General features: G+C 22.6%; 11 protein-coding genes. 9 read left to right on the top strand and 2 right to left on the bottom strand.

Annotated elements, in window-relative coordinates; translation table 11 throughout:
- Positions 1-133: 133 nt before the first annotated feature.
- Positions 134-952, bottom strand: a complete 819-nt coding sequence (gene map, locus AB4W77_RS00985) for a type I methionyl aminopeptidase (protein WP_367681614.1) — start codon at positions 950-952, stop codon at positions 134-136.
- Between the two features lie 272 nt (positions 953-1,224).
- On the opposite strand from map, the gene rpsB reads away from it, so the two are divergent.
- From rpsB to dnaE, 9 genes are all read left to right on the top strand, one after another.
- Positions 1,225-1,941 carry a 30S ribosomal protein S2 gene (gene rpsB / locus AB4W77_RS00990; RefSeq protein WP_367681615.1) on the top strand — a complete coding sequence of 239 codons (717 nt, stop codon included), beginning with the start codon at positions 1,225-1,227 and terminating at the stop codon, positions 1,939-1,941.
- Between the two features lie 112 nt (positions 1,942-2,053).
- Positions 2,054-2,848, top strand: coding sequence for a translation elongation factor Ts (tsf, locus tag AB4W77_RS00995; protein WP_367681616.1), 795 nt, complete (start codon positions 2,054-2,056; stop codon positions 2,846-2,848).
- A 141-nt stretch (positions 2,849-2,989) separates the two neighbouring features.
- On the top strand, positions 2,990-3,715 hold the full coding sequence (gene pyrH / locus AB4W77_RS01000; protein WP_367681617.1) for a UMP kinase: 726 nt from the start codon (positions 2,990-2,992) through the stop codon (positions 3,713-3,715).
- 94 nt (positions 3,716-3,809) lie between these two features.
- Entirely contained in the window at positions 3,810-4,367 is a 558-nt protein-coding gene (gene frr, locus AB4W77_RS01005) for a ribosome recycling factor (protein ID WP_367681618.1), read from the top strand.
- A gap of 850 nt (positions 4,368-5,217) precedes the next feature.
- Positions 5,218-5,952 carry a polyprenyl diphosphate synthase gene (gene uppS, locus AB4W77_RS01010; RefSeq protein ID WP_367681619.1) on the top strand — a complete coding sequence of 245 codons (735 nt, stop codon included), beginning with the start codon at positions 5,218-5,220 and terminating at the stop codon, positions 5,950-5,952.
- A 343-nt stretch (positions 5,953-6,295) separates the two neighbouring features.
- Complete coding sequence (gene bamA, locus AB4W77_RS01015) at positions 6,296-8,698, top strand: outer membrane protein assembly factor BamA (protein WP_367681620.1); 2,403 nt, start codon at positions 6,296-6,298, stop codon at positions 8,696-8,698.
- 109 nt (positions 8,699-8,807) lie between these two features.
- On the top strand, positions 8,808-9,257 hold the full coding sequence (gene fabZ / locus AB4W77_RS01020) for a 3-hydroxyacyl-ACP dehydratase FabZ (protein ID WP_367681621.1): 450 nt from the start codon (positions 8,808-8,810) through the stop codon (positions 9,255-9,257).
- Positions 9,258-9,337: 80 nt separating this feature from the next.
- Complete coding sequence (gene rnhB / locus AB4W77_RS01025) at positions 9,338-9,904, top strand: ribonuclease HII (protein WP_367681622.1); 567 nt, start codon at positions 9,338-9,340, stop codon at positions 9,902-9,904.
- A 51-nt stretch (positions 9,905-9,955) separates the two neighbouring features.
- Positions 9,956-13,453, top strand: coding sequence for a DNA polymerase III subunit alpha (gene dnaE / locus AB4W77_RS01030; RefSeq protein ID WP_367681623.1), 3,498 nt, complete (start codon positions 9,956-9,958; stop codon positions 13,451-13,453).
- 98 nt (positions 13,454-13,551) lie between these two features.
- Here dnaE and proS read toward each other — a convergent pair whose 3' ends face one another.
- Positions 13,552-14,847 carry a proline--tRNA ligase gene (proS, locus tag AB4W77_RS01035; protein ID WP_367681624.1) on the bottom strand — a complete coding sequence of 432 codons (1,296 nt, stop codon included), beginning with the start codon at positions 14,845-14,847 and terminating at the stop codon, positions 13,552-13,554.
- Positions 14,848-14,915: the final 68 nt, after the last annotated feature.

Here is a 14,915-nt window from a genome sequence, read left to right on the forward strand (position 1 = left end):
GATTTTTATAATTTTTTTTAAAATAATTGTTTTTAAGAAATGTTTATTTTTTATTAATAACATTTTTAATATTATATTATATAGCAATGCATTTTATTAGATTTTTATTTAAATTAGAGTTTTTTATTTTATTTTATTTAATATATTTTAAATCTTTATTGTTAATTTTAAAAATTTGAGAAATGTTTTCTTCTTTACGTAACGTTAATATTTCACAGCCTTTATCTGTAACTAAAATAGTATGCTCATATTGAGCTGATAAACCATGATCTTTAGTTTTTATTGTCCAACCGTCTTTCATACATCTTACTCGATTACTTCCTGTATTAATCATAGGTTCAATTGTAAAAGTCATACCTGGTTTTAATATTATTCCCGGATCTGTATTATCGCAATGTAAAATTTGAGGATCTTCATGAAAATTTTTTCCAATGCCATGACCACAATATTCTTTTACTACGGAAAATTTTTGTTTTTTAACATATTTTTCTATAGTTTGACCTATTTTATATAATGGCATATTTGGTTTTATTAAATTTAATGCTAAATATAAACTTTCTTGCGCAACATGGCATAAACGTTTACTAAGTATACTAGGTTTGCCAATGATAAACATTTTTGATGTATCACTATAATATCCATTATGGATTATTGCTACATCAATGTTTATAATGTCTCCTTCTTTTAATTTTTGTTTAACGTTGGGAATTCCATGACAGACCACGTCATTTATAGAAGTACAAATAGATTTAGGATATCCATTATATCCTAAACAAGCAGGAATAGATTTTTGTTTTTTAATGATATAATCATGGCAAATTTTATTTATTTCTTCCGTTGTGATGTCGTATACTATGTAATGTTCAATCATCTCTAAAACTTCAGCAGCTAATTTACCTGCTTTTCTCATTTTTTTAATTTCTTCATTATTTTTAACTAAAATTGATTTCATGTTGTTCTCTTGATGTAAATAGATGTAATAAAAATTTTTATTATTTAAAATGGAATATAATTATATTCCATTTTAATAAAATATAATTATCTAAATAGTTATTTTTAATTCAATTATTTTTATGATTTTATATATGGTATTTTGAACATTTTCTTTATTTATAAATAAATAATATATAGTAACTATATATTTAAAATTTTTTTAATAAAATTTTTTAAATATATAGTAGTATATAAATATTATTATTTTTTAAAATAAAAAAAGAGATAATTATGATAGATATTTCTATGAAAGAAATGATAAAGGCTGGTGTCCATTTTGGTCATCAAACTCGTTATTGGAATCCAAAAATGAAACCGTTCATATTTGGCTCTCGAAATAAGGTGCATATTATTAATTTAGAAAAAACATTACCTATGTTTTATATTGCTTTGAAGGAATTAAAGAAAATATCTTCGCGTAAAGGGAAAATATTATTTGTTGGTACTAAACGGGCAGCAAGTAAAGAAATTAAGCAATCTGCTATATCTTGTAAACAATTTTATGTAAATCATCGTTGGTTAGGAGGTATGTTGACAAATTGGAAAACAGTTCGACAATCTATAAAACGTTTAAAAGATTTAGAAATAGAATCTCAAGATGGAACTTTTGAAAAATTGACGAAAAAAGAAGCTTTACTTCGTACTCGTGAATTAGCTAAATTAGAAAATAGTTTAGGAGGTATTAAAAATATGGGAGGTTTGCCAGATGCATTATTTGTAGTAGATTCAGAGCATGAACATATAGCAGTAAAGGAAGCCAATAATTTAAGTATCCCTGTTTTTGCAATAGTGGATACTAATTCTAATCCTGATGGTGTAGATTATATTATTCCTGGAAATGATGATGCAATTAGATCGGTAAGATTATATTTAAAATCAGTTTCTCTTGCCATTATGCAAGGTATTGAAAAAAAAATTTTAAATAAGGATGTTAGTAAGACTCGGTAATATTTATGCATTTTTTATGATATATAATTAATTTTGCAATATATTAAGATTTAATTAAATTGATTTAAATAATGAAATTTATTTTTTAACTGAAATATGGAGAATTATAAATATGGTTAAGGTTACTGCTTCTCTTGTAAAAGAATTGAGATTGCGAACAGGAGCAGGAATAATGGAATGTAAAAAAGCGTTAATAGATTCTGGTGGAAACTTAGAATTATCCATCGATTTTTTAAGAAAAACAGGACATATTAAAGCAGAAAAAAAAAATAGTCGTATTACTGCCCAAGGTTCTATTTTTACGTACTTACATAAAAATACAGCTGCAATATTAGAATTAAATTGTGAAAGTGATTTTGTAGCTAAAGATATTGAATTTATTTCTTTAGGACAGATAATAGTTGAGTTAGCTTGTCTAAAACAGATAAGTAATATTGATTTATTAAAAAAAACTTTTGAAGAGAAGAGAATTTCTTTGTTATTAAAAGTAGGTGAAAATATTAATATTGCACGTATAGCATTGTTGCAAGGTGAAAAAATTGTTTCTTATGTACATGATTCTCGTATTGGAGTATTAGTTGGTGCTACTTCAGATAGTAATAAAGAGATATTAAAACAAATAGCTATGCATATTACTGCCAGTAAACCAGAGTTTTTAAATGAAAATAAGATTCCAAAATCTATCATTGATCGAGAATATAAAATTCAATTAGATATTGCTAAAAAATTTAAAAAAAATAAGTTAATATCTGAAAAAATAGTACAGGGAAGAATGAAAAAATTTTTTTCTGAAATTACTTTAATAGGACAGAAATTTGTCATGGATGTTGAGAAAACTATTGGTCAATTGCTTTTAGAAAATAAATCTGAGGTGACCTCTTTCATTAGATTTGAAATTGGAGAATAAATTTAATTTTATTTTTATATAATATAATAAAATTAAATGTTTTTTAAAGAATTATTTTTAAGAGCCGCTTGTCAGCGGTTCTTTTTTATTTTTTATTTTATTATGATATATTTTATTAATATTATGTATTGAGTTTAAAATATGAAAAAGAATACAAAACTTGTATACCGACGTATAATATTAAAAATTAGTGGAGAAATATTAAAGAGCAATTGCGAATCAGAAATGGATTTGTGTTTATTAAATCGTATGATAAAAGAAATTAAATATTTAATAAAACTTGGTATTCAAGTGGGTATTGTTATTGGTGGTGGAAATTTAATTCGTGGTTTAAATGTAAAAAAAATCGGTGTTAGTGTTAATGTCGCTGATTATATGGGTATATTATCAACAATCATCAATGGGTTAGTTATAACAGATACGATGAATCGTTGTGATATAAAGGCTCAACTTATGTCTGCTATTTCTGTTTCTGGTATTTGTCAAATTTATAATGTAGAGAAAGCAATTTATTTGTTATCTAATCAGTATGTTTTAGTTTTTTCTGGAGGTATTGGTTGTCCATTTTTTACAACTGATTCTGCAGCTTGTATTCGTGGAATTGAGGTTAAATCTGATATTATTTTAAAAGCTACTACAGTTGATGGAGTTTATTCTTCTGATCCTAAAAAAAATGATGATGCTATCATGTATCAAAAAATTAAATATGAAGATATATTAAATCAAGATCTGAAAATTATGGATTCAACTGCTATTATACTTGCTCGAGATCATAGTTTGCCAATTTGTATTTTTAACATGTATAAATCTGGTGCATTATATAGAATCATAACAGGCGAAAAAGAAGGAACATTAATAATTAGTTGATGAAGGATTATTTTAATAAATATATATGGATGTATATGACATTTAATGTTATATATTATTTTTTTATATAAAACAATATTTTATAAGGTGCATTATGCTTGATAATCTTAAAAAAGATACAGAAAATAATATGAGAAAATCTTTACGAAATTTTAAAGAAAATATTTTAAAAATAAGAACAAATCGTGCTTCTCCACATTTATTGGATGGTATATTAGTAGAATATTATGGTAAAAAAGTATCTATTCGTCAACTTGCTAGTGTTGTATTAGATGATTCTAGTTCCTTAAAAGTTAATGTTTTTGATTCTTCTGTCATTAAATTGATTGAAAAAGCTATTATGAATGCAAATCTTGGTTTAAATCCTTATTCTAAAGGGAACACTATTCGAGTTCCTTTACCTTCATTGACAGAAAGTAGAAGAAAGGATTTAATCAAAGTAATAAAACATACTGGTGAATGTAGTCGTATTAGTATTAGAAATATCAGAAGAGATGCAAATATAAAAATTAAAAATCTTTTGAAAAAAAAAATCATTAGCGAAGATGCAGAGAGATTATTTCAAAATGAAATACAAAATATGACGAATAATTTTATAAAAAAAATTGATATTCTTTTATCAGAAAAAGAAAAGGATTTAATGGTATTTTAATATTTTTTTAAAATAATTTATTATAGTAATATTAATTTTTTGGAGTATAAATATTTTTTTAATAATTTTTATCCTTTGTAAGAAGTAAAAAATATTTTCTAAAAAATTTTTAGTAATATATTTTTGTTTTTAGTTTTTAAAATAACGTAAATATTAAATTTTATTTTAAATTATAGAGTTATTATTTAATTTTTATTTTAAGGGTATTATTGATAATTTTTTATATTCTAGAATATAAATGAGATGTATTGACGTTAATAATAGATATTTTTAGTTTTATAAATATTAATTTTATTTGTATAAAATATGTAGCAAAAATAATTTTTTACAAATAAATTATGAATTCAAACATTATTTATGAAATCATTGCATATGTATATTTTAATTTTTATCATAAATTGTTTTGATTTAATTTTTGCAATTTATTGATGTGAATTAAAAATTAAGATTTTTCTAAAAAAAATATATTTACCATTTTTTTTAATATTTAAAAATATGTTTTATTTTTATTTAGTATAAAAATGAATGTTGATCTAAATTTTTTATTTTTATTTTATTAGTCAATATAATATCAAATTTTTATTTTTTACGGAATTTTTAATCAATTATTAAACTGAATATAAGAAATATTTCTGGGTTCATTTGTATTAAATAAACAATTATTATAGGTTTTAATTTAGTTATATATGATTTAGTAGATAATTTTAATAATATTTTAAATAGATACTTTTATAATATATATATTTTACATATACATTTTATTACATAAAAATAAGTGTATCTACATTCCACTATTTTTCAGATATAGGTATATTTTTCGATCAGTTCTAATAGAGAATATTTTTATTTTATGTGTTCAATAAATACGTTAGATAGCAGAAATTTATTAAAAAAAAAATTACGTCATGTAGCAATTATTATGGATGGAAATAGAAGATGGGCAAAAGAAAAAGGTAAATTTTTTATATTAGGTTATCAAGCAGGGATTAAAGCTATTCATCGTACTATAAATTTTGCAATTCTTAATCATATTGAAGTACTTTCATTGTATGCTTTTAGTCGTGAAAATAGATATCGTCCTATATTAGAAGTAAAGTTGTTAATGCAATTATTTTTGAAAAAATTAGATGATGAAATTGTTAATTTTAATAGAAATAATATTCGTATAAAATTTATAGGAGACATGGAATATTTTGATCATTTGTTACAAAAAAAAATTAAATTGGCAGAAATGTCAACTATAAAAAATGATGGTTTAATATTAATTATTGCTGCTAATTATGGAGGACAATGGGACATTGTAGAAGGAATAAAGAAAATTATAAAAAAAATAGAATTAGGTTTTTTACATGTGAATGAAATTGAAGAAAGTACATTATCAAATGTATTAAGTACTAAAGATATAGCTCCAGTTGATTTTGTTATTAGAACAGGAGGAGAATATCGTATTAGTAATTTTTTACTTTGGCAAATAGCTTATTCAGAATTATATTTTACCGATGTTCTTTGGCCTGATTTTAATGATTATGTTTTTAAATCAGCAATAGAAGTATTTTTTAAAAGGAAACGTAGATTTGGTTCTTAAATATAAAAAATATTTTTTATATTAAAAATTTTTTATATTTTTAAAGTATAACAAATATAAGTTTATTTTTTATAAAGTTTTTATATTACAGATATTTTTTATTTTTTATAATAATTTAGTATTAATAAAATAAAAAATATGTAGTTTTAAGTACTATAGCATCAATTTATAATTTTGTTTATATTTTAAAAAAATATAAAATATGTTATAGTTTATTTTTAATTACTTTAGCACTTTTAAAATAATAATTTTTATTATTATTTAATCAATAAATATTTTTTATATATTTTTTGATAAATGCAATAAAGTATCAATTAATAGAGTTTTTCAATAAATTTAAATAATGATGCTATTTATAAAACAATTATTAATTTTATTTTTTTTATTTTTTAGTATCGATGGATATGCTAAAGATAAGTGGTTCATAAAAGATATTACTTTTTCTGGATTACATAAATTTTCTAAAAAAAATATTTGTAATTATATAAAAAAATATCATGGTGAAAAAATTAGTTTTAATAGTTTAAATAAAGTAATTTATAATTTATTACAAACTGGTCAATTTGAAAATATTAAAGTAGTAAAATTTAAAAATAATTTGATTTTTAAGATAAAAGAACAATCAGGTATTTATCGTATTAATTTTTCTGATGGCATGGTTATTTCTAATGATGTTATAAAAACGTTATTAAATAATAATATAAAAATAGGAAATAGTTTAAATTTATATTATTTAAATTCATTTAAAAATATATTGAAAAAATACTATTTTAGTATAGGAAAATATAATGTTGATATTAAATCTATTTTTTTTATACAATCAGATAAAAAAGTTTATTTCAAAATATTAATTTTAGAAAGAAAATCTGCAGTAGTGAACAATATAAATATATTTGGTAATTACGCTTTTTCTTCAAATAAAATTATTTCTTTATTAAGATTATATAATCGATCTAATATTTGGTTTTTTATAGATAAAAAAGATTATCTTATTAAAAAATTTAATGAAGATTTAAAAAATATAAAAAATTTTTATTTGCAAAAAGGGTACATATTTTTTAAATTTAGTAAAATTCATGTTGTTTTTTCTCTTGATAAAAAGAAAGTGGATGTTAATATTTTTTTAAAAGAAGGATCAAGATATTGCATATCTAATCTTTTTTTTCATGGTAATGTATTATCCTATTATAAAAAAATCAATTCTATCATTTATAGTATATCAAAAAAACACTTTGATTATAATGACATTTTAAAATTAAAAAAAATAATAAAGAATATGTTTTTTTGTGATGGTTATCCTAATGTGAATGTTTCTATTTATTTTAAAAAAAATATATATAATGATAATTTAGATTGTTATTTGTATATTTATCCTAATCAACGTTTTATATTAAATAAAATAAATTTTGTAGGAAATAAATTTTCTACTAATAATTTTTTACATAGTAAAATTAAACATAAAGAAGGCGATTGGTTCAATATTCTTTTATTGATTCAAGGTAGAAAAGATCTTTTAGAAACTGGATTTTTTAAAGATGTAAAATTAAATTTTTATAATTTTAATAATGAATCAAAAAAAATTAATGCAGTTTATACTATACAAGAAAATGATATTGGAAATATTAATTTAGGTTTTGGTTATGGTATGGACAGTGGTATAAATTTAAATTTAAATATAACTCGAAATCATTTATTTAATACAGGTTCTAAATTTCAGTTAAGTATTCTTAAAGATATGAGTCAAACATCTGGTTCATTGATATTTAGATATCCTTTTTTAAACATGTTTCAAAATAACTTAAAAGGTCAATTGTTTTATAATTATTTTAAGTTTAATGAAATTGATAGTACTTATTATCAAAATAAACGTTATGGTTTAGATACTATATTAGGATTTTTAATTAATGAAAAAAATGAATTCAATATCGGAATACATTATGTACATAATAATATTTCTAATATTGAATCTCCTTTTTCTATATGGCGTTATTTTAAATCTTTAAAATCAAATTATAAAAAATATAATACCGATGATATATTGATGAGTTTTTTTTGGATTTTTAATAATTTACATCATGAAAACTATAATTTATTTGGAAATTATACGATATTGAGTGGGAAATGTACTATTTTAGGTTCTGATAATCATTTTAATAAAATTAAATTAGAATCAAGGGAATATTTTCAATTTAAATTTAATAAAAATTTTACATTATTTGCTCGTACTTATTTAGGTTTTGGTAACAGTAATAATATTAATGAAGAGTTTCCTTTTTATGAAAATTATCATGCAGGAGGGATTGGTTCTATACGTGGTTTTAAATTCAATAGTATAGGTCCTAAAGATATTTATTATAATAAATATAGTAATTTTTGTATCGGTAAGCAATTTTATAAATTTTGTCAATCTGATATTTCTACAGGAGGAAATGCAATAATTAATACTAATTTAGAATTAATAAAAAAAATATTATTAAATGATAATTATAAATTAAGTGTAATTACTGCTTCTGTATTTTTGGATTCAACTACTGTTTGGAATACTCATTGGATTAATTCTTTGGACAGTAAATTATCTCATTTTTCCGATTATAGTAATCCTTATGACATTCGTATATCAACGGGTATTGCTTTACAATGGATTTCTCCATTAGGTCCTTTAAATTTTTCATATTCTTATCCATTGAAATATAATGATAAAGATAAAATAGAGTCTTTTCAATTTAATATAGGGAAAATTTGGTAATTTAAAATTGTAACTTAAATATTGAATTGAATTCAAATATTGATAAGGGATGATCATTATAATAAATAATATTTATTATTAAAATTTTATTCATTGAATTGGTGATAATATGAATAATATAAATGTTATAGACGTAAAAAATATTTTTGATTTTTTACCTCATAGATATCCATTTTTACTTGTTGATCGTGTTATTAAGATAAAAAAATATAAATATATTAATGTTCTTAAAAATGTTTCAATAAATGAACCGTGTTTTCAAGGACATTTTCCCAATAATCCTATTTTTCCAGGTGTATTAATTATAGAATCTATGGCACAAGCTTCAGGATTATTAGTTTTAAATAGTTTTAAAAATTTATCATCGAATACTAGTTATTATTTAGTTGCTATTGATAGGGTTCATTTTAAAAAAATGGTTTTGCCTGGAGATCAAATTTTTATAGAAGTTGTAATTAAAAAAAATAAAAAAAATTTTATTCAGTTTCAAGGTTTAGCAAAGGTAAATAAAAATATTGTTTGCAAAGCAATTATCACATGTATGTTTAAAAAAAATTGAAAGATATAAATTATATTGTAAGTATATTATAATATTTTTATAAAATTAAATTTTTTATATTGGTTTATTTTATTTTAAATATGAAATTTATAGCGGGTATAGATGAAGTTGGATGTGGAGCTTTAGTGGGTAATGTAGTTAGTGCTGCTGTTATATTGAATCCATCGGTTTTTATTCATGGTTTAACAGATTCTAAAAAAATATCTGATAAAAATAGATTATTTTTATTTAATGAGATAATAAATAAAGCAACAGCATGGAGTATAGGATCAGCTACTTCTAAAGAAATAGATACTTTAAACGTTTTAAATGCATCTCTTTTATCGATGAAGAGAGCTGTAGATAATTTAATATATAAACCAGATTTTTTATTTATAGATGGGAAATATTCTATTCAAGTTCCTATTCCATCAATATCTGTAATTCATGGTGATATTTTAATTCCTGAAATTAGTGCTGCTTCTATTGTAGCAAAAGTAATTCGTGATAAGGAAATGTTAGAATTACATCATTTATTTCCTCAATATGGATTTTCGGATCATAAAGGTTATTCAACTAAAAAACATATATCTATGTTAATGAAATATGGTCCTATATCTCAACATCGTCATACATTTTCTCCTATTGCAAAAATGAAAAAATATTAAATAAAATATTTTAATTTTTATTGTTATTTTTATTAAAAGGATACTTTTGATATGTATGAAAAACGATTTGTTCATCTTCGTGTGCATAGTGATTATTCTTTAATAGATGGATTAGTTAAACCGGAATTGTTAGTTAAACGAGCAGTGAATTTAGGTATGCCTGCGCTGGCATTGACAGATTTTAGTAATTTTTACGGAGTGATTAAATTTTATAAATCAGCTCATGAAAATGGTATAAAACCAATTATAGGTGTAGATTTTAAAATAGATTCTGAATTTTTGGAAGGAGAGTTATCGCAAATTACTGCTTTAGCAAGCAATAATATTGGGTATAAAAATCTTATTTTACTAATATCTCGTGGATACCGAGTTGGGTATAATAATTTGGTTGGAGTAACTATAAAAAGAAAATGGTTAATAGAATATAAGGAAGGATTAATTTTGTTATCTGGAGGTTGTTATGGTGATGTAGGAAAATTATTATTAAGAGGTAATATAAAATTAGCAAATCAGTGTCTATCTTTTTATCAAAAATATTTTTTTGATTTTTATTATTTAGAAATAATGCGTACAGGTCGTATAAATGAAGAAAAATATTTAAATGTTGTTTTAAAATTGGCAATAGAAAATACTATTCCATTAGTGGCGACCAATGAGGTTTGTTTTATTAACCAAAAAGATTTTGAAGTGCATAAAATTCGTGTTGCTATTAATAAATCTTGCAGATTGGATGATGTTAAATTTATCCATAATTATAGTTGTCAGCAATTTATGCGTGATGAAAAAACCATGTGTGAATTATTTTCTGATATTCCTGAATCACTTATAAATAGTGTAGAAATAGCAAAACGCTGTAATGTTATATTAAATTTAGGACAATCTTTCTTACCTATTTTTTTTACTGGTCAAATGAGTGCTGAAAATTTTTTAATAATGAAAGCTAACCAAGGTATGGAAGAACGTTTAAAGATATGTTTTCCTGAAGAAAACATTCGTAATAAAGTACGAAAAAAATATGATTCCCGTTTAGAAAGTGAATTATCAATAATAAATAAAATGGGATTTCCTAGTTATTTTTTAATTGTAATGGAATTTATACAATGGTCTAAAGATCATGATATACCTGTTGGTCCAGGAAGAGGATCTGGTGCAGGTTCATTAGTTGCTTACGCATTAAAAATAACGGAAATTGATCCTTTATCGTTTGATTTATTATTCGAAAGATTTTTAAATCCGGATCGTGTTTCTTTGCCTGATTTCGATATTGATTTTTGTATGGATAAAAGGGATAAAGTAATTGAACATGTATCAGAAATATATGGTAAAGAGGCAGTTGCGCAAATTATTACATTTGGTACTTTAACTGCAAAAGCAGTTATTAGAGATGTTGGTCGAGTATTGGGGTATCCATATGGTTTTGTGAATCGTATTTCTAAATTAATCCCGTTGGATTTGGGTATAACGTTAAATAAAGCATTATCGAATCAAATTGAATTATTGGAATTATATAAATCAGATATAGAAGTAAAAAAGATAATCGATATTGCTAAAAAGTTAGAAGGTGTTACTAGAAATGTAAGTAAACATGCTGGAGGAGTAGTTATTTCTTCTACTAAAATTACTGATTTTTCACCATTATATTGTGATGAATTTGGTAAGAATCAAGTGACTCAATTTGATAAAAATGATGTGGAATATGTAGGATTAGTTAAATTTGATTTTCTTGGATTGCGTACTTTAACTGTTATTAATTTAGCATTAAAGATGATTAATAAAAATCGAGTAAAAAAAAATGAAAAAAAAATTGATATTTCTTTAATTCCTTTAGATGATATTAAAACTTTTGAAAAATTACGGAAGTCTGAAACAACTGGTGTATTTCAATTAGAATCTTTAGGCATGAAAGATTTGATTAAAAGGTTACAACCAGATTCTTTCGAGGATATAGTTGCTTTAGTTGCTTTATTTCGTCCAGGTCCTTTACAATCTGGAATGGTTGATAATTTTATTAATAGAAAACATGGAAAAGAAAATATTCATTATCCAGATAGTAAATGGCAACATCCGTTATTAAAAAAAGTTTTGGAATCTACTTATGGAATAATTTTATATCAAGAACAAGTAATGGAAATTGCACGAGTATTAGCTTCATATACTTTGAGTAATGCAGATTTATTACGTCGTGCTATGGGAAAAAAAGATCCAGTAGAAATGAGCAAACAACGTGCTATTTTTCAAGAAGGATCTAAAAAGAATGGAATAGATCAAAAATTATCTTTAAAAATATTTGATCTATTAGAAAATTTTGCAGGATATGGTTTTAATAAATCTCATTCTGTAGCGTATGCTTTGATATCGTATCAAACATTATGGTTAAAAACTCATTATTCTACAGAGTTTATGGCTGCACTTATGAGTACAGATATGGATAATATAAAGAAATTAGTTTCTTTAATCGATGAATGTAAAAGAATGAAGTTAAAAATTTTATCTCCAAATATTAATTATAGTAATTATTGTTTTTATGTTAATGAAAAAAATGAAATTGTTTATGGGCTTGGAGCAATTAAAGGAATAGGTGAAAGTTCAGTATGTGAGATTATTAGAGCCAGAAAGAAATATGGACTGTTTAAAAAATTACTGGATTTATGTATACATACAGATTCTAAAAAAGTTACTCGTCGTGTAATAGAAAAATTAATTTTATCTGGTTCCTGTGATTGTTTTCAACTAAATCGAGGAATATTGATGAATATTTTAGATGATAATATAAAAATTGCTAATCAATATTCGGTTTCTCAATCAGTAAAACAACAAGATTTATTTGGATCTATATTGCATGATGCTGAAGAATTAAATTATGTTAATAATTTTACAATTAATATATGGTCTAAAAATACTGAATTGAAGTACGAGCATGAAATGTTAGGAACGTATCTTTCAGGACATCCAATGCATCAATATTTAGATGAAATAAAATATTATATGAAAGGAAAAACATTAAAGGATATATATTATTCTTCTATTTTAAAAAAAAACATTATAGTTGTTGGCATGGTAACGAATTTAATCATAAAATATACAAAAAATAAAAATCGTATAGCGTTTTTTATATTAGATGATAGTACTAAAAAATTAAATGTGGTAGTTTTTAATGATGTTTTAGAAAAATATGAACATTTTTTAAAAAATAATTGTATTATCATTGTTTATGGGTATTTTAATTCAGATAATTTTAGTAATTATTATAAATTTATTGCTTGTAGTTTTGTAGATTTATATACATATAGAGATAAAAGTGTTTCTAAAGTATTAGTTTTATTGACGAAACAACAAAATAATTCTGTATTTTTAAAATTTTTAAAAAAAATTTTAGAATTAGCAGATGTGGGTATAGTACCAGTTCATTTTTTTTATAAAGATTACGACATAAAATTTAATTTTCCTTTTAACATTAATAAATATTTTTTATTAAGTAATAAATTTTTGGATAAATTAAGATTATTAGTAGGATTAGAACAAGTAAAATTAAAATTTTTTAGATTTTAAATATCTATTCAATATAATTTAATAATTATATTAATTTTGTTAAAAAATCGATATTTAAATTTTACTTATTTTTTAGAAATAAAATTTAATTAATATATTTAAATATTTTTTTTTATTTTTTCTAATATGTAATTGGAAATATTATTTATTTTTATTAATTTTTTTTTATTATTAAATCGAGATATGTATTCAATTTCATTATTATAAATGTGTCTTTCACTAACTATGATACTATGAGGTATACCAATTAATTCCATTTCGGTAAACATAATACCTGGATGTATATTTCTATCATCTAACATTATTTCAACATTTTTTTCTTTTAATTTAAGATATATTTTTTCTGATATTTCTTGAACTATATTTGATTTGTGTAAATTGATAGGTAGAATTACCGCTTGGAAAGGTGAAATGGAAGAGTTCCAAATAATTCCTCGATTATCATGATTTTGTTCGATTATAGCTGATATAATACGTGTGATACCTATTCCATAACATCCCATATTTAAAAAATTTTTTTTCCCGTTATTTTCTAAGATATAAGAGTTTATTGCTTTTGAGTATTGTTGTTCAAGTTGGAATATGTGTCCTATTTCTATACTACGTTCAATATTTAAATAATCATATTCATCAGAACGTTTTTTTTCTTCTTTTTTATTAAATTTAATACAATGTTTAATACTATAATTTTTTTTTATATTATAAGAATTATTAGATGTATCAGGATAAATATTTTTATCTTCTCCATTATTAGTCAATGCATGAAATTCATGAGAAATATTACCTCCCATTTCTCCATTTTTTGCTTTTATATCTTTGAATTTTAATTGCATACGTTGAAATATTTTAGTATAGGTTTGATGCATTTTATGATATGTTATCTGTAATGAAGCTGCGTTAGCATGGAAAGAGTAAGCATCTTTCATAATAAATTCTTTAGATCGCATCACACCACAACGAGGACGTATTTCATCTCTAAATTTTGTTTGTATTTGATACAATATTAAAGGTAATTGTTTATAAGAATGTACTTCATTTTTTACTAAAAACGTTATTATTTCTTCATGAGTGGGTCCTAATATGTGTGTAATATTATGACGATCAACTACTTTTAGTAGTTCTTTTCCATAAGTATTCCATCTTTGACTAATTTTCCATAGTTCTACCGGTTGCAATATAGGCATAAATATCTCTATAGCACCAATTTTGTTGAGTTCTTCTCTTACAATATTTTCTATTTTTTTAAGAACTCTCAGTCCTGTTGGTAACCAAGTATAGATACCGGAAGCAGTTTTACGAATCATACCTGATCTTAACATCAGTTGATGGCTAATAATATCAACGTTATGCGGTTTTTCTTTTATAGTACAAAAAAAATATTTATTTGCTCTCATGTATTGTCTCATTGAAATAAAAAATTTTTATATAAAAATATAATTTTAATAACATTTTATTAATAGTT

The sequence above is a fragment of the Buchnera aphidicola (Pemphigus immunis) genome (assembly GCF_964059115.1).
GTDB lineage: Bacteria > Pseudomonadota > Gammaproteobacteria > Enterobacterales > Enterobacteriaceae > Buchnera_C > Buchnera_C aphidicola_C.